Annotated in this window: 19 protein-coding genes; 13 read left to right on the top strand and 6 right to left on the bottom strand. The window is 63.6% G+C overall.

The features are described 5' to 3' along the window. Positions 1 to 15: 15 nt before the first annotated feature. Entirely contained in the window at positions 16 to 2,361 is a 2,346-nt protein-coding gene (locus XH92_RS15520; protein WP_371818032.1) for a hypothetical protein, read from the bottom strand. Positions 2,362 to 2,541: 180 nt separating this feature from the next. Further along, complete coding sequence (locus XH92_RS15525; protein WP_194459962.1) at positions 2,542 to 2,817, bottom strand: hypothetical protein; 276 nt, start codon at positions 2,815 to 2,817, stop codon at positions 2,542 to 2,544. 211 nt (positions 2,818 to 3,028) lie between these two features. Between XH92_RS15525 and XH92_RS15530 the strand changes: the two genes are divergently transcribed. From XH92_RS15530 to XH92_RS15580, 11 genes are all read left to right on the top strand, one after another. Then, the gene (locus XH92_RS15530; protein WP_194459963.1) at positions 3,029 to 3,730 is read left to right on the top strand and encodes an RNA polymerase sigma factor; all 702 of its coding nucleotides are present in this window, start codon (positions 3,029 to 3,031) and stop codon (positions 3,728 to 3,730) included. 140 nt (positions 3,731 to 3,870) lie between these two features. Further along, positions 3,871 to 4,695, top strand: coding sequence for a flagellin (locus XH92_RS15535; protein WP_029080085.1), 825 nt, complete (start codon positions 3,871 to 3,873; stop codon positions 4,693 to 4,695). 63 nt (positions 4,696 to 4,758) lie between these two features. Then, positions 4,759 to 6,465 (top strand): flagellar filament capping protein FliD, encoded by a 1,707-nt coding sequence (fliD, locus tag XH92_RS15540; protein WP_194459964.1) that lies wholly within the window; start codon positions 4,759 to 4,761, stop codon positions 6,463 to 6,465. Further along, positions 6,465 to 6,908, top strand: a complete 444-nt coding sequence (gene fliS, locus XH92_RS15545) for a flagellar export chaperone FliS (RefSeq protein WP_194459965.1) — start codon at positions 6,465 to 6,467, stop codon at positions 6,906 to 6,908. The genes fliD and fliS overlap by 1 nt, the downstream gene beginning before the upstream one ends. Positions 6,909 to 7,002: 94 nt before the next feature. Then, positions 7,003 to 7,539, top strand: a complete 537-nt coding sequence (locus tag XH92_RS43875; protein WP_371818033.1) for a hypothetical protein — start codon at positions 7,003 to 7,005, stop codon at positions 7,537 to 7,539. A 236-nt stretch (positions 7,540 to 7,775) separates the two neighbouring features. Beyond that, positions 7,776 to 8,435, top strand: a complete 660-nt coding sequence (locus XH92_RS15555; protein ID WP_194459966.1) for a flagellar hook assembly protein FlgD — start codon at positions 7,776 to 7,778, stop codon at positions 8,433 to 8,435. A 19-nt stretch (positions 8,436 to 8,454) separates the two neighbouring features. Next, positions 8,455 to 9,744, top strand: a complete 1,290-nt coding sequence (gene flgE / locus XH92_RS15560) for a flagellar hook protein FlgE (protein ID WP_194459967.1) — start codon at positions 8,455 to 8,457, stop codon at positions 9,742 to 9,744. Continuing rightward, complete coding sequence (locus tag XH92_RS15565; protein WP_371818034.1) at positions 9,744 to 9,995, top strand: hypothetical protein; 252 nt, start codon at positions 9,744 to 9,746, stop codon at positions 9,993 to 9,995. The genes flgE and XH92_RS15565 overlap by 1 nt, the downstream gene beginning before the upstream one ends. A 19-nt stretch (positions 9,996 to 10,014) precedes the next feature. Beyond that, positions 10,015 to 10,470 (top strand): flagellar protein FlgN, encoded by a 456-nt coding sequence (locus XH92_RS15570; protein WP_194459969.1) that lies wholly within the window; start codon positions 10,015 to 10,017, stop codon positions 10,468 to 10,470. A gap of 27 nt (positions 10,471 to 10,497) precedes the next feature. Next, positions 10,498 to 12,270 carry a flagellar hook-associated protein FlgK gene (gene flgK / locus XH92_RS15575; protein ID WP_194459970.1) on the top strand — a complete coding sequence of 591 codons (1,773 nt, stop codon included), beginning with the start codon at positions 10,498 to 10,500 and terminating at the stop codon, positions 12,268 to 12,270. 17 nt (positions 12,271 to 12,287) lie between these two features. Beyond that, the gene (locus XH92_RS15580; protein WP_194459971.1) at positions 12,288 to 13,196 is read left to right on the top strand and encodes a flagellin; all 909 of its coding nucleotides are present in this window, start codon (positions 12,288 to 12,290) and stop codon (positions 13,194 to 13,196) included. A 15-nt stretch (positions 13,197 to 13,211) separates the two neighbouring features. Here the strand turns inward: XH92_RS15580 and XH92_RS15585 are convergent, their stop codons facing one another. From XH92_RS15585 to XH92_RS15600, 4 genes are all read right to left on the bottom strand, one after another. Further along, entirely contained in the window at positions 13,212 to 14,150 is a 939-nt protein-coding gene (locus XH92_RS15585; RefSeq protein WP_194459972.1) for an ABC transporter substrate-binding protein, read from the bottom strand. Further along, the gene (locus XH92_RS15590; RefSeq protein ID WP_246788558.1) at positions 14,147 to 14,440 is read right to left on the bottom strand and encodes a cytochrome c; all 294 of its coding nucleotides are present in this window, start codon (positions 14,438 to 14,440) and stop codon (positions 14,147 to 14,149) included. The genes XH92_RS15585 and XH92_RS15590 overlap by 4 nt, the downstream gene beginning before the upstream one ends. Before the next feature lie 70 nt (positions 14,441 to 14,510). After that, on the bottom strand, positions 14,511 to 16,175 hold the full coding sequence (locus XH92_RS15595) for a methanol/ethanol family PQQ-dependent dehydrogenase (protein WP_194459973.1): 1,665 nt from the start codon (positions 16,173 to 16,175) through the stop codon (positions 14,511 to 14,513). 227 nt (positions 16,176 to 16,402) lie between these two features. Next, positions 16,403 to 16,648, bottom strand: coding sequence for a hypothetical protein (locus XH92_RS15600; RefSeq protein WP_246788447.1), 246 nt, complete (start codon positions 16,646 to 16,648; stop codon positions 16,403 to 16,405). A 401-nt stretch (positions 16,649 to 17,049) separates the two neighbouring features. Here XH92_RS15600 and XH92_RS15605 point away from each other — a divergent pair, with 401 nt between their 5' ends. Together XH92_RS15605 and XH92_RS15610 are read left to right on the top strand one after the other, a co-directional pair. Continuing rightward, a complete protein-coding gene (locus XH92_RS15605; RefSeq protein WP_194459974.1) occupies positions 17,050 to 18,552 on the top strand; it encodes an MmgE/PrpD family protein in 1,503 nt (500 codons plus the stop codon). Between the two features lie 221 nt (positions 18,553 to 18,773). After that, positions 18,774 to 19,172, top strand: coding sequence for an EF-hand domain-containing protein (locus XH92_RS15610; RefSeq protein WP_050419331.1), 399 nt, complete (start codon positions 18,774 to 18,776; stop codon positions 19,170 to 19,172). Positions 19,173 to 19,387: the final 215 nt, after the last annotated feature.

Raw genomic sequence — 19,387 nt, forward strand, 5'->3', positions numbered from 1 at the left:
GATCAGGCGGACAAATCAGGCGCCGTTGGTTGCCTGCGCAGCATTGGCGCTGCGCCAGGTCAGCGTGGCCGAGGGGGCCCGGTTACCGTCCCGGTCCTCGACGGCAAGGATGCGGTCATGGTCGAGGGCGGTGAGCGCGACGGTGTAGATCGCAACATCGTCGTCGAAGCCGTCGACCGGGATCAGCAGCATGCCGTCCTCGGTCGTGGCGCGGAATTGGCGGCCGCTCCTCTCGAGGCCGGCATCGATCAGGCGTGCCTCGGCGATCGCCGTCACGTTCGAGCTCTCCGCAGCCATCGCTGCGCTCTCGCCGTGCTGGACCGTGACGCCGTGGAGCATCCCGGCGCGGCTGAGCTTTGCCAGCGGCAGCGCGATGGTCGCAACCGCCATGCGGCGCGACACTGGAATCCGCAGGCGGAGGTCGCCGAGCCCGGTATGATAGACGCTGACGGCTTCCAGCGACGCCTGGCCGTCCGGCCCGAACAGGCCGACCTGCAGCGTCCCGCATTGCGCCTCGCCGAACACGTTCGCGGGCAGGCGATTGGCGCCGAACAATGTGTAGAGGTAGGCGTGCGACGGCGACAGCGCGGCAAAGCTGCCGGCCAGCCACATCGGCGGCGCCTGCGCCGTGCAGGCGGTCAAGAGGCCGCGGGCGACGATGCAATCATTGATGAAGCTGGCGTCGAGCAGCGGCGCGAGCGCCTGCGTGCCGAGGTTGACGTCATGCTTGATGCCGCCGAGCAGCACGAGTTCATCATCGTCGGGCAGCAGCAGGAGGCGACCGAGCACGGCGGCGGCCCAGCGTGCCGCAACGATGGGGTCCGCGTCGGGCTGCAATGTATAGCGAGGTGCCAGCTCGCGGGCGCGCGACACATAGGCCAGCGTCCCGGATTGGACCTCGTTAGCCAGCGCGAGCTGAGCGGCGGGGCGCTGGTCGCCCTCGCGCAGCACCTCACCGCCGCGATAATCGCGCGCTGATCCTTCGTCGGAGCAGCACAGTTGCTCCAGCAACGCGACGTTGCGGATCAGCATGCGCTTAACGTGCGGCGTGACGATGCGATCGGAGATCAGGCCTTCCGCGGTGTCGTCATCGGCGATGTCGTCGAACGCATCGTCGAGCGTCAGCAGGTAGGCGCCATGCAGGCGGATGCGGATGCCCTCGCGATCGAAGATCCGCCGCAACGACTTCTGCACGCTTGCGGAATAGCCGAGGTCGACGAGAATGAGGTCGGTGCAGCCGTCGAAATCCGCGACCTTCGCCCGAAGATAGGCGAGCAGGCGCGTACGGACGCCGGCAGCGATGTCGGTGATCTCGCGCGGGTCCATCAGATCGGGCAGGGCGTCGGCGAGTTCACGGCCGCTCGCAATGCCGTCGGGATACTGCGCGAAGAACTTCATCACGGCGGGAGGCTGCACCTTGACGATATCGACAAAGGTCGCCGCGTCGATCTTGACGACCCGGCTCAATAGCTCACTGAGAGGTTCGAGCGTATCGGCGGAGCCGACCAGGCTGACGCGACGGTTGATCTCGACATAGGCACCGGTGTCGCCACGGCTTGCTTGCCAGACGCGATACGGCAGCAGACCGTCGCGGCCGAGGAATCCGATCGCAACCCGCGCGCCCTCGCGAGCCAGCGCAACACGCCGCGCTTCGATGAAGGCGTCGAACGCCGCCATCACCGGGCCGAGCACGGTCGCACCGAGACTGAAAGCGGGAGAATGATCGGCGCTGCGTGCGGTCACCGCGCGCCGCAGCGTGCGGGCACCATAATCGAGCCGCGACGGCTGATCGGGACACAGCAGTTCGAACATCGATGTTTCGCGCTGAAACTTCGATGCCAGTGCCGCGCTGGCCTGCGGATAGTAGCGCGGGCGGATGCCGTGACGGCGGGCACCCTTGATATCGGCGTTGTGATTGTCGCCGACGTGGAACGAGCTTGCCGCATCGATGCCCTGCTCGGCGAGGTACGCCTCGAACAGCGCTTCGCTCTTGCTGCTCGCGTGATCGCAGGATGCGTAGAGGAAATCCCAGGTCAGTCCCGGGCTGCAGGAGCGCAGCAGCTGCGCGAGCTGGTCGGTGCTCCAATAGGTGTCGGAGATGAAGCCAGTGCGAAAGCCGCCGCGCTTCATGTCCAGATATTGCTCGAGCATTTCCGGGTTGGCGCGACACAGCTCGAGCTCGGCTTCGAATTCGATTCGAGCGAGATCATCCAGCGCATCGCGGCTCAGGCCGAACAGCCTGAACGGAAAGAATTTATAGATGTCGGCGATGCGCACTTCGGTGGAGCCGCTCCGCTCCAGCGCCAGCTTGCGCGCACGCGCCTCCGCCTGGATTCGATGCTGAACGAAACCGGTGGACATATCTGGAAATTTTTCAGCAATGCGCGAGAGCTGAAAAACCCTTTCAAATACGCCATCCGGCGTCGTGCAGGCGCGCAACAGAAATGTATCGAAAACATCGAACGAGCATGCAGAAACATTCTGCGCTCGACGCGACGCGTCGACCGTCATGATCGTCATGCGCAAAATTCCCGCCAGTCCTCATGCGTTGAACGCCTGCGTGAGACAAATCAGGCGCGATGATTCAAAAAAGTTGATGCGGGATTCGAAAACGCGCGCTTCGCGACTGACAGATTCAAAAAATCCGATAACGTCGAAATGGTGATTCGGAAAAAATTGCCTAGTCGCATTCGTCGAATGCAAGATGGCGACCAACGGCAATGGATCACTCGCATGCTCTGCGCATGCATGTGTTCGCGTGGCGTTAGTTGAAGTGACAACGGCGTTTTCCGGCGCGACGAACTTTTCCGCAGGCATGCGAGGCAATGCTGAACGACTGCTCCAGACTCCGTAGAATTGCTGGCTGCGCCTTCGCGCGGCGGCAGCTTTTGCCGGGCGGTCGGCAAAAATATCCAGCTAAGCATTTGAAAAATAACGAAAAAAGTTCGCCTGGTTTGCCTGGCCCCTCCGTTCAACGCTCAGAAGCCGCATGGGATGTGTGCGTGCGGCGTTGGTTGGAGAGCGGCGGATGAGTTACGCGCTTGATGTGATGGCAGCGGTCGAGGTGGAGGCCACGGCGACCGCGGCTGCGCCGGTCGAAGCGACTGCTCCGTGGAGCAACGTTCCCACGGTTGCCGATGCGGGCCCGCTCGACACCGTCGAGATCCAGGACGAAGACAAGGAGCTGCTCGACCGCCTCGCTGCCGGCGACGAGGCGGCGTTTCGTGCGCTCGTCGAACGCCACGTCGATCGCGCGTATGCGATCGCGCTGCGTATCGTCGGCAACGCCGCAGATGCCGAAGACGTGGTGCAGGACACGATGCTGAAGGTGTGGACGCATCGCGGCCGCTGGCAGCACGGCCGCGCCAAGTTCTCGACCTGGCTCTATCGCGTCGTCAGCAACCGCTGCATCGATCTGCGCCGCAAGCCGCGCACCGAGAATGTCGATGTCGTGCCCGAGGTCGCCGACACCCAGCTCGACGCCTCGACCGTGATCGAGCGCAGCGAGATCGGTAATCTTCTGGAGCTCGCGATGCAGCGGCTGCCCGAGCAGCAGCGCGTCGCGGTGATCCTCTCCTACCACGAGAACATGAGCAACGGCGAGATCGCCGAGGTGATGGACACGACCGTGGCCGCGGTCGAGTCGCTGCTGAAGCGCGGGCGGCAACAGCTGCGCGAAATGCTCAAGCGTCACGAGCGCGACCTGCGCGGCGCGTTTACCGACTGCTAACCATAAATTCCGGCTTCTGAAGATTTCGCGCCTGACCACCGGCGGCCGACCCGTTTGATCGGGCGGACGGGGGCTGGATCCGCGTCACTTCACTTTTTCACGATGCGGCATGCCATGCCCCATCAGCACAGGAGCTATTCATGCCGGCAATTTCCACCAACACCGCCGCCAACTCCGCGGTCCGCTACCTCAACATCAACTCGCAGCAGGAAACCAGCGCACTGTCGAAGCTGTCGAGCGGCTCGCGCATCACCTCCGCTTCCGACGACGCCGCCGGTCTCGCGATCTCGACCCGCATCTCCTCGGACATCACGACGCTGCAGCAGGCCGCCACCAACGCGGCGCAGGCGACCTCGATCCTGCAGACCGCCGACGGCGGCGCGTCCAACATCTCGGACATCCTGGCCCGCATGAAGTCGCTGGCCTCCGAGTCCGCTTCCGGCACCGTGGCCGACTCCAGCCGCGCCTACATCAACTCGGAATTCACGCAGCTCAAGGGCGAAATCGACTCCATCGCCTCCGGCACCCGCTACAGCAGCCAGAGCTTGCTCGATGGTTCGAGCGTGTTCTCCTCGGGCGTCTCGGTGCTGGTCGGCTCGACCTCGGCCGACACCATCACGATCACCCTGACCAGCCTGACGGCATCCTCGCTCGGCGTAACCTCGCTCGACGTCTCCAGCCTGTCGAGCGCCACCAGCGCAATGTCGGCCCTCGACAGCGCGATCGACACCGTGTCGTCCGCCCGCGCCGAGATCGGTGCCCAGGAATCGCGCTTCAACTTCTCGGCCGACTCGATCTCGACCCAGACCCAGAACCTGCAGTCCGCCAACTCGGCGATCAAGGACGTCGATATCGCTTCCGAACAGGCGACGCTGTCTTCGGCCGAAGTGAAGACCCAGGCCGCGGTGTCGGCGGAAACGGCCGCCAACCAGATGCCGCAGTACCTGCTGAAGCTGCTCGGCTAATTCGAACGACAGATCGGGCCGGCATGATGCCGGCCCGATTCTCATTACGGCGGAAGTGTCGACATGACGGTCAGCAGCGCTACCTCGAGCACATCAGGCACGACGTCGTCCAGTTCCGCCAGTTCTGCCAGCACGGTCACCACGACCGGAACCACCAATTCGACCAGCATCGACTGGAGTGCCCTGATCGACGCCGAGGTCAACGCCAAGCTCGCGGCGGCGACCTCCGTCACGACGACGATCACCGCGAACCAGGCCAAGATCACGGCCTACCAATCCCTGCAGACCGAGCTGTCGACACTGGCCACCGGCCTGTCGTCGCTCAGCACGTCGATCATCAACTCGATCGCCACCAACGCGTTCGCCACGCGCTCGGCGACGATCTCATCCACCGGCGACGTCAGCGCGTCCTCGGCGCTCAACATGAGCGTCAACAGCGGCTCGGCGACCGGCGATCACACGCTCCAGATCACCCAGCTCGCGACCGCGCAGAAGGTGATCGGCGCTTCGCAGCCGAGCACGTCGACGGCGCTCGGCCTCTCCGGCACGTTTTCGCTGGGCCTTGCCGGCGGCAGCAGCACGGCGATCTCGATCACCAGCGGCATGTCGATGCAGGATATCGTCGACACCATCAACGCCCAGACCTCGAGCACCAATGTCCAGGCCTCCATCGTCCAGGTGTCGAGCGGGTCGTTTGAGATGGTGTTGACAGGGACCAAGGACGCCGCCGACATCACCTATTCGTCGACGTCAGGCGACGACATCCTGAGCAAGCTCGGCGTCACCGACACATCGGGGGCTTTCACCGACGTGCTGCAGAAGTCTCAGTCTGCCGAATTCACCCTCGACGGCATCGCACTGACCCGCAACACCAACGACATTTCCGACGTTCTCTCCGGTGTCACATTCGACCTGCTGCAGCCTACCCCGAGCGGCACCAGCCTGAACATCGGCATCTCGACCGACACCAGCCAGATCACGTCAGCGCTGCAAACCTTCGTCACCAACTACAATGCGTTTCGTGACCAGGTCATCGCGCAGTCCGCGCAGAATTCCGACGGCACGGCCGCATCGAGCGCGGTGCTGTTCGGCGACAGCACGATGCGCGATATCATGACCCAGCTCCAGCAGATGCTCAGCGGGTCGGTCGGCGGCATGACGATGGCGGACCTCGGCCTGTCCTTCAACGAGAACAACGAGCTGCAGCTCGATACCGGCACGCTCTCGACCGTGCTGACGCAGAATCTCGCCGGCGTCACCCAGCTGCTCTCGGCGCAGACGACCACCTCGTCCAGCCAGCTCAACGTGGTCAACACCGGCACGTCGCCGCAATCGTTCACGCTCGACGTGACGGTGGATTCGACCGGCACGCTGACCGGCGCCTCCGTCGGCGGCGACAGTTCCCAGTTCTCCGTGGTCGGCAACTCCATCATCGGCAATTCGGGCACGATCTACGCCGGGATGGCTTTCACCTATACCGGGTCGACCTCGCAATCGATCACCGTGACGTCGACGTCGGGGCTCGCGTCGCAACTCTATCAGCTCGCGCACACCAGCTCCGGGACCAGCGGTCAGCTGCAGACCATGATCACCAACCTGCAGTCGCGCGACACCGATCTGCAGTCCCAGGTCAGTGACATCCAGAGCAATGCGGCGACGTTCAAGGCGCAGCTGCAGGTTCAATACGCCAATTATCAGGCCGCCATCGAAAGCGCGAACAACACGCTGGGCTACCTGAGCGCCCTCCTGAACGCATCATCGAGTAAATAATGACCCAGAATGCCACGGCCTACCTCGCCAACAATGCCTATCGATCCGCTGCGGTGGCGGTTCCGCCGTTGAAGGCGGTGGTGATGCTGTGCGACGGCGCCATCACGTTTCTGCAGAAGGCGCTGGATGCGCACGAGGCGAAGCGCTTCGAGGAAGGGCACGTCCACCTGACGCGGGCGACCGCGATCCTGCGTGGGCTGAGCCACCATCTCGACGTCACCCGCGGCGGGGCGATGGCCGATCGTCTTTTCCGAACCTACAACGCCCTGATCATGGCATGCCTGCGCTCCTATGGCCGGCCGCACGCCAGGGAGAATTTCCGGCGCATCATTGCCAGCCTGACCGAGCTCCGCGACGCCTGGAAGTTCGTCGAGGCAACCGCCGGCAAGGCCGCCAAGGCTAAAACGCTCGACAGGACGCTCGAATCAGCCGCCGGCCGTTGAGCGGGCGAATCGGCCGGCGACCTCATTTCGCCGGGAGGGGGCAGGGCGCTCGGGCGGGTGTCCTGTTGGGGAAAAAGGCCGTCCGGTGAGCACCATGCTGGACCTGACGCACCGGCGGCGGAAATTGATTTCCGCCGTCCCGCGTATGCTTTATGACAGCCTTGGCGACGAGGCGGGATCTGCGCGCGGGATGGATGTTGCGACATTCGAGGACCTGATCGACCGGCTGGGGGAGGATCTGTCCCGCTGGCCCGATGATCAACGCCTTGCCGCGATCCAGTTGCTCGCATCCTCGGCCGAGGCGCGGACGCTCTATGAAGAGGCCAGCGCAGTGCGGCGGGCGCTCGTGGCGCCGCCGGTTCGCGCACCCAAGGGGCTGGTCGACCGCATTGTGACCGCGGCGGCGAAACGGCCCCAAGTGGAACTGCCCCAAGAGGAACTGCCTCGAGAGTCGGCCTCGGAGCCGGCCCGGCCCGAGGAGCAGGCGGACGATGCGCAAGCTCCAGGCGATTCCGCGCAGCAAGGCAAGGTGTTGCCTGCGCTGTTGCTGGCCCTCTGCCTGCTGCCCGCGCTGACGCCGCCGGCCTTGATGCTCGGCGAGCCGGATCTGCCGATCAGCCTTTCGCTCTAAGCCTCCCGCACGCCCATTGCTGCACTCCGCGCCGTTCCGCGGCGGGGCGGTCCGTGCGCGCTTGCGTGCGTCTGGCCACGGCCGATCGGCAAATTCTGCCGATTAATCAAGTGATTCCGGGCGGATGAATCCGCGCCTGAAATCGCCGCGTCATCCGTTTTATCTGCGAACGACTTCACGACCCCAATGTTTCACCGCGTTCCGTCGCCTTAGCCCGCGACGAAGAGAGACTTGTCATGACCGTTTCTTCGGCAACCTCTGCTGCAGCCTCCGCCGCCTCGAGCTCGTCGACCAGCGCGTCGATGGGGATGAGCTCGACCGACTTCCTCAACCTGCTCGTCAGCGAGCTGCAGAACCAGGATCCGCTGAACGCCACCAGCACGACCGACTTCATCAATCAGCTCACCTCCTACGCCAACTTCACCGAGCAGCAGTCGACCAACGCCAGCATGACGTCGCTCGCGAGCTCGTTCTCGAGCCTCGTGACGCTCAACTCGGTGAACTACATCGGCCACACCGTCGAGGCGAAGACCAATACGGCAGAACTGACCAACGGCTCGGCGACCTTCGGCTACTCGTTCACCTCGGCCGCTTCCAACGTCGCGATCGCGATCCAGGACTCCTCAGGCAACACGGTGTGGAGCGGCAAGGGGACCGGCAACGCCGGCTCGAACACCTTCACCTGGAACGGCCAGACCACGAACGGCACCCAGCTCAGCAATGGCGGCCAGTACACGATCCAGGTGACTGCGACCGACTCCGCCGGAAACTCGCTGCTCAGCTACACGACGATGACGGGAACGGTGACCGGGATCGACGCCTCCGGCTCGACACCCTCGCTGCTCGTGAACGGCATCCCCGTCAGCGCCGCCAACATCATCGGCGTCACGTCCTGATTGCTTCCGGAGTATCATCATGAGTCTGACTGGTGCACTTTCCTCGGCGATCTCGGCGCTCAATGCGCAGAGCCAGTCGCTGGCAATGATTTCCGACAACATCTCCAACGCCGACACCACGGGTTACAAGACCACGTCGGCGATGTTCGAGGACCTGGTAACGGCGTCGAACAGTGCCACCTCGTACACGTCCGGCGGCGTCAACGTGTCCGGCCGCGCCAACATCAGCCAGCAGGGATTGCTGGCCGCGACCACCAACGCCACTGACGTTGCGATCCAGGGCAGCGGCTTCTTCGTCACCACCAACGCGACGACCGGCGGCACCACCTCCTATACGCGCAACGGCGCATTCACCACCGACAACGCGGGCTACCTCGTCAACAACGGCAATTACCTCGAAGGCTGGCGCACCGACGCGCAAGGCAACATCATCGGCAATGCCTCTGCCGCGAGCCTCGGGCCGATCAACACGCAGGTCGCCTCGACCAGCGGCAGTGCTACCACCAAGACCACCGTCGCGGCGAACCTGCCGGCCGATGCTGCCATCGGCGCGACCTACAACAGCTCGATGACGGTCTACGATTCGCTTGGTACCGCGAGCACGATCCAGATCGACTGGAAAAAGACCGCCGCCAATACCTGGCAGGCGAGCTTCGAGCAGCCCAAGCTCGCGTCGGATTCGACGACGGCCAGCGCCAACGCGATCACCGATACGGTGGATATCACCTTCAATGCCGACGGTTCGCTTGCCTCGACAAGCCCAAGTCCGCCGACCATCTCGATCTCCGGCTGGAAGGACGGCGCGGCCGACAGCTCCGCCGCCAATGGTACCGCCATCACGCTCAACCTCGGCACGGCCGGCAAAACCGACGGCCTCACGCAATATTCGTCGGGGCAGACCACGCCTTCCGTCGACCTCACGAGCATCACGTCGGACGGTCTTCCCTACGGCAAGCTGAGCAGCATCGCGATCGGAAAGGGCGGCGTGGTCGATGCGACCTACTCCAACGGGCAGACGATCGCGATCTACAAGATTGCGGTCGCGACCTTTAGCGACCCCAACGGATTGAGCGCGGCCAGTGACGGCTTGTACTCGGCGACGGCAGCCTCCGGCAACGCCACGCTGCAGACCTCGGGGGCCAACGGCGCCGGCACGATCTACGGCAGCGAGCTGGAATCGAGCACCACTGACACCAGCGGCCAGTTCTCCAACATGATCTCGGCGCAGCAGGCCTATTCGGCGGCGTCGCAGGTGATCACCACCGTCAACAAGATGTTCGATACGCTGATTTCGGCGGTGTCGCGATGATGACCGATAAAAACAATGACCGCCTGCTGGTCAGGCTTCGGCGGCTGAAGGCGAGGGCCGCCTCGGTGCAGCCGAGCGATCGGGCACGGCTCACTGCGTTGCTCGACGACGTCGGAACGCTGCGTGACCTCCTGATGCGCGAATGCGCGCGGCTCGACCAGGAAATCAACCGGGCCTCGGTCCGGGTAACGGCAATTACCGCGTACGGGCGCAGCGCACAATCGGTTCGCACCCTGCGTCGCGGCCACTAGCTTGAACGGGAGCGATGACATGACACCGGAACGCAACATCAAGATCAATCCCGCGGGCAATGACGAGCGCGCCAGGTCGTTGATCGCGCTGATCGACAATTTGATCACGATCGTGAACGAGGAGAACGTCGAGCTCGCCAAGGGCCTGCCGGCCTCGCGGCTGAAGCAGGTCGACGAGAAGAACCGCCTTGCCAACCTGTTCGAGCAGTGTGTGGCGGAGGCCGTCGGCAAGACCGCCAACCTCAACGTCCAGGATCGCGTGCTGCGCGAGCAGCTGATGGATCGGATCCTGAAGCTCCGGGTCGCGATGGACGAGAACGTGATGCGGCTGCGCGCGGCGATCGATGCCAGCAACCGCAGGATTGAGGCGATCATGCAGGCGATCCGCGAGCAAATCGCCAACGTATCGCCTTATGGGGCCGGCGGCCGTCGCCTCACGTCCGCGATGTCCTATGGCACCAACGTGCGGGCCTGATCGGGCCGTCGCCGGAGGGAGTTGGCCGTGTCGTCGCTCGATATCGCACGAAGCATCGCATTCAGCGGCCTGTCAGCCACGCAGGTGCAGATCAGCGTGGCCTCGGCCAATATCTCCAATGCCGACACCAAGGGCTATACCGAGAAGACCGCCAACCAGAGCAGCAGCGTCACCTCTGGCGTCGGCACCGGCGTCACGATCTCGGGGATCACCAGCACGGTCGACAAGCTGCTCCTGAAGTCGCTGGTCGGGGCCGATTCCGATCTCGGCGCCGCCGACACCAACAACAACTATCTGACCGAGCTCCAGCAGCTCTACGGCAGCACCTCGAGCAGCGACAGCTCCACGACGGGCACCTCGCTGGCCAACACGATCGCGGCATTCGAGTCGGCACTGTCCTCGCTCGCCAGCACGCCGAGCAGCGCGTCGCTGCAAGCGAACGCCGTCAGCGCGCTCGCTGCGGTCACCGATCAGCTGCAGCAGACCTCGAGCGGCCTCCAGAAGCTGCGCTCCAACGCCGACCAGGACATCGCCTCGTCGGTCACCGACATCAACACGGATCTGCAGCAGATCTCCGACCTCAACAAGCAGATCAAGCAGGAAGCGGCCGCGGGTCAATCGACCGCCGATCTCGAGGACCAGCGCACCAGCGCGCTGCAGGACCTCGCGTCGATGATGAATGTGAGCTACTTCACCACGTCAAGCGGTGATCTGCAGGTCTATACCGGCTCCGGGCAGGCGCTGGTTGACAGCACGGCGCACCCTCTGAGCTATACGGCGGCGCCCAGCGTCACGGCGTCGACGACCTATACCGCGGGATCGGCGACGAGCGGCTTCAGCGGCATCACCGTCAACGGGATCGATATCACGTCGCAGATCACCTCCGGCAAGGTCAGCGCCCTGATCACACTGCGTGACCAGACCTTGCCGGCCGCGCAGTCGCAGCTCGACGAGTTGGCCCAGCAGCTGACCGCGAGCGTGAACGCCGTGTCCAACCAGGGCACATCGGTACCGCCGCCGGCCAGCCTGACCGGTACGGCGACTGTCGGCAATTCGACGTCGTTCGCGGGCACCGGCACGGTGCGTATCGCAGTCGCCGACAAGAGCGGCAATCTCGTATCGTATCAGGATATCGATCTATCGGCGTATTCCACGGTCGGGGCTCTTGTCGCCAAGATCAACACCATTCCCGGCGTATCGGCATCAGTCGATGCCAACGGACATTTGTCGATCTCGGCGACCGGGTCGGGCAATGGTATTGCCATCAACCAGATGACGAGTTCGGTCGGTGGTGAAGGATTTTCTCAGTATTTCGGGCTCAACGACCTGATCACGGGGACGAGCGCCTCCAACATCGCGGTGCGCAGCGACATCCTCAACGGCACCGCGGCGCTGCCGACGGCGACGCTCGATGCGTCGTCCACATTGACCGTCGGAAAATCGGTGCTGTCGCCGGGCTCGGCGACCGTGGTGAACGCGCTCTCGAGCGCGCTGACGGGGTCGACCAATTTCGCCATGGCGGGCGGGCTCGGCGCCACCACCGGCTCGTTCACCGACTATGCGGCAGCGGTCGTTGCCAACGTCGCCGGCAAGGCGAGCCAGGCCTCGGCAACCTACACCTCCAAGCAAACCGCGCAGTCGACCTATGCGAGCTCGCTGTCGTCGCAGTCCGGCGTCAACCTTGACCAGGAGAGCGCGAACCTGAGCTCGTTGCAGAACAAATACGCTGCCGCGTCCCAGATCATCACGGCCATCAATGCCATGTTCTCGGCGCTGATGACCGCAATGAGCGCAGCCTGAGTGTTGAGGGCGTTGTCATGATGATGCGTGTTGCCACCTTCGCGCAATCGGAGCAGATGATATCAAGCGCGCTGCGGGTGCAGTCGGTGATGGCCAATGAGCAGGTTCAGGAGTCCTCCGGGCTGCAGTCCGAGGATTTCGGCGGCTACGGTTCCGGCGCCGGGCGCGTGATCAATCTGCAGGTCTCGGTGACGCGCGCCCAGTCCTATATCGATGCCAGCAATCTCGCCGACAACAAGGTGCAGGCGATGTATTCGGCGGTCGGCTCGGTGACCGATATCATCACGCAGCTTCGGACCCAGCTCAGCGCCGCCACGACCGGCAGCAGCACGGCAACGGCATCGGTGATCAACTATGCCCAGCAGGCGATCTCGCAGATGCAGGGGCTGCTCAACACCCAGTATGACGGCGAATACGTCTTCAGCGGCGCCCGCACCGATACCGCCCCGGCAGACCTGTCGACATTCGGGACCGGCACCGGCTCGCTGACGACATCGGATACCAGCTACTACAAGGGCGACAGCGAGATCGCGTCGGTGCGCGTTTCGGATAGCCAGTCGGTTTCCTACGGCGTCACCGCCGACAATCCGGCCTTCGAGCAGGTCATGCGGCTGCTGAAGTATGTCGGCAACAGCACGGCGTTGTCGTCCAGCGACATCTCGCAGGCGCTCGACCTCGCCAGCAATGCGCTGGATGCAACGTCCACGGTGCAGGCAAAGCTTTCGACCGCGGCGGCGCAGATCGAGACCGCCAGCACGGACCAGAGCGACTATCAGAACTTTGCCAAGACCCTGTCGACCAACCTGACCAGCGTCGACGTCGCCGCGGTGACGGCGCAGCTCTCGACCTATCAGGCGCAGCTGACGGCATCCTATTCGGCGATCTCCAAGATCCAGAGCATGAACCTGGCGAGCTACCTGCGATAGCAGTTCTCGCCGGCATCAGCGGTTCAGGATCTTCAGCCAGACATCGCCGAGGATGATCGGCTCGCGCGGGGGCAGCCAGGTGAGGCCTGCCGCCTTGCCAAGCTCGGCGATCGCGCCTTTCGCTTGCAGGTCGGACAGCACCTTGTTGACGGCATCCAGCAGCGCCTTGTCGGTATCGAGCGCGACGTAACCGCGATTGGCACCGATCGGATAGTAATAGCCGGAGGCCGTGATCTTGGTGTCCGGATGATCGGTGCGGTAGGCGTCGAATCGGCGCAGGTCGAGCAGCGTCGCGTCGAATTCACCGCGTTCGAGCTCTCCAAGCAGGTCGCTACGGCCGGGAACGAGGTGGGTGATGTCTTCGATCAGCTTTCCCTTGTCGAAGGTCATCAGAATGGCGTCGCCCAGCGTGCCGCTTTCGATCGTCAGGCGAAGGCCGGCGAGATCGCCGATATCGGAGATCTTGTGGTCCTTGAGCTTGTCCTTGGCCTTGGGACCGAGCACGACGGTCATCGGCGAATAGATGTAGGGCTGGCTTGGCGCCAGCACCCCGATCGGGATCCGCCGGCGGCGATCGTCGCGGGTGGCGCCATCGAAGTCCGGCAGCTTGGCCGTCGCCACGCCCGGCGCCTTCAGCGAATCCGTGGTGAGGGCGTAGCCGCCGACCAGCGAGCAGCGCCCGTCCGACAGCAACGCATTGGCTTCCAGCGCCGGGCTCGAATCCTCATCGAGCTTGCTCTCGAACCACTGGATCTTGAGCGGCCGTCCGAGCCGCTCGGCGATCACTTGCGCGAGCGCGACGTCGAAGCCGGCATCCGGCTTGCCGCGGTGATGTGCCGACAACGGCGGAAGATCCTCGTCGAGGCATACTTTGAGCTGCTCGCCGGCGGCATGCGCTGCCGCCGTCATGGCGAGAAGCAAGGCTGTCGCCGCGCCCGCCAGAAGCGCTCTCATTGGGTTCTCCGGCTCGACAGGAAGGCCCAGACGTCGGCGATCTCCTGCTCGCTCAGGATGTCGGCCCAGGGCGGCATCTTGCCGTTCTTGCCTTGCTTCACGGTGGTCACGAAGCGGGTCTTGTCGCCGGGAAACGCGCGCAAATCCGGCGTGATGGTGCCGGAGTTGACCATGTTGGGCCCATGGCAATGCGAGCAGTTCTTGGCGTAGGTGACCTTGCCCTGGTCGGCCTGACCCTCGAGGTCGATTGCACTGGCTTGCTGTGCGGCTGCCGGGATCAACGAGATCAAGGCCGCCGCGACGGCGGCGAAGATCGCCGCCGTCAACAGGGTTACTCTTTCAGTCACGTGTGCTCCGCGCTCAGTTCTTGACCGCGAAAACCCACAGCGAGCCGCCGGGTGGGACCTTGGCAAGCCGCTCGTCGCCCGAGAACAGCGAATAGACGCCGCCATAGCCCGAGGTGACAGCGACATACTGCACGCCGTCCTGCTGCCAGGTCACGGGTTGTCCTTCGATGCCCGAGCCGGTCTGGAACTGCCAGAGCTTCTTGCCGGTGTCGGCGTCGAACGCCTCGAATTCGCCGGTGAGCTGACCGGAGAACACCACGCCGCCCGCGGTGGAGAGCACGCCGGAGAAGCGCGGAATATCGCTCGGCGCTTCCCACTTCGCCTTGCCGGTCATCGGATCGATCGCCTTGAGATGGCCGCGCGGTCCGGTGCCCCATTCCCAGGGATCGGTGAGGTCCATGCCGAGATACCATTCGCCCTGCTTGAACGTCACCGGTTCGGACTTGTACTTGCCGCCGAAGGCGAGCGTGTTGGCGTAGGCGAGGCCGGTCTGCGGATTGAACGACATCGGCTCCCAGTTCTTGCCGCCGAGGATCGACGGGTAGACCGTGACCTTCTTGCCGTCACGTGCATCCTTGGCGACGTCGGTCTCGATCGGCCGTCCGGTCTTCGGGTCCACTCCGGTGGCCCAGTTGACGTTCACATAGGGATTGGCCGCGAGCAGCTTCCCGTTGGTGCGGTCGAGCACGTAGAAGAAGCCGTTGCGGTTGGCATCCATCAGCACCTTGGTCGGCTTGCCCTCGACGTTCATGTCGGCAAGCACCATTTCGGCCACCGAGTCATAGTCGAACGGATTGTTCGGCGAGAACTGGTAGTGCCACTTGATCTTGCCGGTCTTCGGATCGAGCGCGAGCACCGAGCAGGTGTAGAGGTTGTCGCCCGGGCGCACTGCCGAGTTGAACGGTCCGGGATTGCCGATGCCCCAATACACGGTGTTCAGTTCGGCATCGTAGGAGCCGGTGATCCAGGTCGATCCGCCGCCCAGCTTCCAGGTGTCGCCCTTCCAGGTGTCACCACCGGGCTCGTCGGGAGTGGGGATCGAGTAGGTACGCCAGAGGCGCTTGCCGGTCGCTGGATCCCAGCCGTCGATGAAGCCGCGGGTGCCGAATTCCGCGCCGGAGATGCCGGTGATCACGACGCCGTCGGCAACCAGCGGCGCCACCGTCATCGAGTAGCCTTCCTTGATGTCCGCTGCCTTTTCGCGCCACAGCTCCTTGCCGGTCTTGGCATCGAGCGCGATCACATTGGCGTCGAGCGTGGTGCGGAACAGCTTGCCGTCATACAAAGCCGCGCCGCGATTGATGATGCCGCAGCAGACGATGCGCGGCGTCTCGGCGGGATACTCGACCTTGGTCTTCCAGATCTGCTTGCCGGTCTTGGCGTCGATCGCGATCGTGGCGTTGTGCGTGGTGACGTAAAGGACGCCCTGGTAGACGAGCGGCTGCGATTCCTCGCTGCGGTCGTCGTTCAGGCTGTAATTCCAGACCGGGACCAGGTTCTTGACGGTGTCCTTGTTGATCTGGTTCAGCGTCGAGAAGCGCTGAAGGTTGTAGCCCATTCCGTAGTTGAGAACGTTCGATGTATCAGTCGCACCCTTGACCAACTGCTCGTTGGTCTGAGCGCTTGCACCATAAGATGCAAGAATCACGAGGCTTGCGGCCAGCGCAATGCGTCTCATCATATCCTCCCAATGAACCTTTGCTGCACGCCTATTCCTGACGTTGCGAACGGAACCATCCCCCCGAAACCAAAACGGGTCAATACGAAAACGTGAACGAACCCCAGCCAGCCTCCGAAGCTGGCCGGAAGCCTCTGGTTTTCGCTGATGCGTCCGTAGCTTACCGTAGCGTGGAATACACAACGCCACGTGTGATCCGCCGCTATGCCGCAGCGCGAACGGTTCGATCAGCTTGACGGCACATGCGGACAGGCACTCGGGCGCGGCTTGGTGCCGCGCTTGTCCGGCGGCACATTGCAATTGTCGATGCGCTGCTCGTCGGTCCACTTGCGTCCGAGCCGCTCCTTGCCGGTGAGCGTGCGCTGCTGGACAGGCTCAGCCGACCGGGCAGGGGCCATATTCTGCGCGGACACGGGCGCGGCCAGGCCGAGCGCAACGAGGCAGCCCATTGTGGTCCTGCAAATCTCGCTCATCGGTCACCTCGCTCGTCCTGGTGCAATGCCTTCTGCCGAATGCCACAGATGATCCGCTAGGCAGTCCCTTTCCACCCGAAACCTGACAGGCGGCCCGGCAGGCAGTTGGTGTCCATCACCGCGTGAATGTTGCGCGCGAGGCCTCCTCGCGAGCGACCCACGGCTTGGAGATAGTTGTCCGAGATACAGGCTGGTGCGCGGACGAGGCCTTCACAGCCCGTTGCGAACAACCCAAAGCGGCCATCTTGGGCTTTCGAAAACCGGCGCGCTTGACCATACTGCCGTCTTTCTTAGGCGTGAAAGCCGCGCCTCGCTCTGCATTAGTGCCGTCCGGAAGGCTCCAGAGCGACGACTGTCCCATTGCTGATCGCTGTTGCTGCATTTTAGAGGGGGACGCATCGATGAATCGTCGTGCCTTCTTGGGCCGAACCGCAATGGCCTTTCCCGCAAGTCTCGCTTTGGGCAGCTCCTGGTTCGAGGGCTCTTGTTTGGTGAGTCCGGCGCTTGCTGCCGAAGATGGCGGCGACCAAAGAACGCCGCTCGAGCAGGGATTTGCAGAATTTGCGCTGTCCATCAGATACGACGCGCTCCCACAAGATGTGGTCGCCTCGGCCAAGCGCGTGCTTCTTGACACGCTCGGCTGCGCATTTGGCGCCGTGGGATCGGAGCCCGCAAACATCGCCGAGGCAACCATCCGGAAGACCTTCGGCAATGGCAGCGCTGCAACAATCGTCGGCTACCCGCAGCGGGCGACCGTTGAAGGCACCCTGTTCGTCAATGGAGTGCTCGTCCGCTCTCTCGACATGAACGACACCTATATCGGCACCGAACCGCTTCACCCGAGCGAGTTGCTGCCAACGGCGCTTGCGCTCTGCGAAGAGCAAGCGCGTAGCGGACGCGATCTCATTGAGGCGATGGTTGCCGGCTATGAGGCAAGCATGCGCGTCAACGATGCAATTTCGTTCATCGAACGCGGCTTCCACCCACTGTGCGCCGCCTCGTACGGCATCCCTCTGATCGCGGGCAAGATATGGGGCTTGCCGAAGGAGGCGATTGCAAATGCGGTCGGGATTTCCGGCGCACGAGGTTTCACGAGTTTTGTCGTAAACAGCGGCGCGATCAGCATGATGAAAGCCATGGGACTCGCCGCAACCGCGGCCGACGGCGTCTTCGCGACCCGGCTCGCGGCACAGGGCTTTACGGGCCCCTCCGGCACGCTGGAATGGCTGGCGTCGAAAATGAAGCCTGCCAAGGATGGCTTTGCCGTCGACCTCAAGCTTACTCGCTACCGCCTGCCCCGCGTCGCATTCAAGCGCTTCCCCGTTCAGATCGAGTTGCAGGCTGTGGCGGAGGCTGGCGTGTCATTGAGTGGAACGATCAAAGGCCGAACCGACGACATCCGTTCGATCACGGTCGAAACTTATCCCGGGATCATCGAGCGCGTTGCGGATCCACCGAAATTCCGGCCGCAGACAAAGGGCACCGCCGATCACAGCCTTCCAGTTTGCCTTGCCATGGCTCTTCTCGACGGCGATGTGACAGTCTCGCAATTCGAGAAAGACCGCTGGCGAGAACAGGACGTGGTGGCCTTGGTTGAGAAGACGTCGGTGAAGCCCGCACAGCAACTCATCGCGAAACTACCGAAGGGACGCGGCGTCAGCGTCGAGATTGTCCTCGCGGATGGCCGGTCCCTGCGCGAGACTGTCGAGATTGCCGAAGGGGACGCCGAACGCCCGCTCTCGCGCCCGTCGCTCGAGCGGAAATTCCTGAACTTTGCCGTCCCTGTGGTCGGCAAAGCCGGTGCTGAGCGCGTCATGTCACTTGTCGATGGTCTCGAAGACCTGAGTGATGTCAGGGAATTGACCCGCGCCCTTGAGGGGCCGGGAAAGCAGAACCCGATGTGAACCGATTCGGTCCGGTCGGCAGGATTTCCGAAATTCGCCCGTCGCATCATTTCGCTGCGATGCGGAAGTCGGGGTTAGCGGACCTTGGCAGGCCGCCCGTTCGGTCGATTCAAGGGCGCGGAGCCTATCTGTAGGAAGCCTTGTCGAAGCTGCTATGGTGGGCCTTGATCACAGGGCACGCTCCGCGTCTACGGCGGAACGGCACTCAAGGGAGACGAATGATGATTTCGCGCCGATCGCTTGCTTTGACTTTGGCTGCTGCCGTCCTGTCAGGTCCGGCTCTGGCCGCATCGGGTGGCCGCAGCGCGCTCAAGATGCTCGATCCCGACAATGACGGCACGGTCGATCTTGCCGAAGCCAAGAAGGCTGCCGCCGATCTGTTCGCGAAGCTCGATCCTGATCACGACGGCACGCTCGACGTCCGCGAATTGCGCGGACGGCTGACCGCGAAAGAGCTCAAGATGGCGGATCCGGATCACGACGGCACCCTGACGCTCGACGAATACCTCGCGGTCGTCGAGCAGCGCTTCAAGGCCGCCGATCCCGACAATGACGGAACGCTGGATGCGAAGGAATTGAAGTCGCGCGCCGGCCGGGCGCTGCTGCGCCTGCTCAAATAGGTCCGTGCCCTGCGAATTGTGCCGGGCGAACTCCGGTTATTGCCGCCGGATTCCGCGCATGACAAAAAAAGTTGCGATTTCGCTCTTGGGCAAGACTCGGCCGGCATGATCGGGTCTGCTTATCCGTGCGTCGCCGCCCGGCAGCCGGAAAATGCCTGACAGATCAGCGTCGGGATTTCCCAGCCGTCTCAAGGCCGGGTGGACGTCAGCGAGCC

It is taken from the genome of Bradyrhizobium sp. CCBAU 53421, assembly GCF_015291625.1.
In the GTDB taxonomy this organism is placed as follows: domain Bacteria; phylum Pseudomonadota; class Alphaproteobacteria; order Rhizobiales; family Xanthobacteraceae; genus Bradyrhizobium.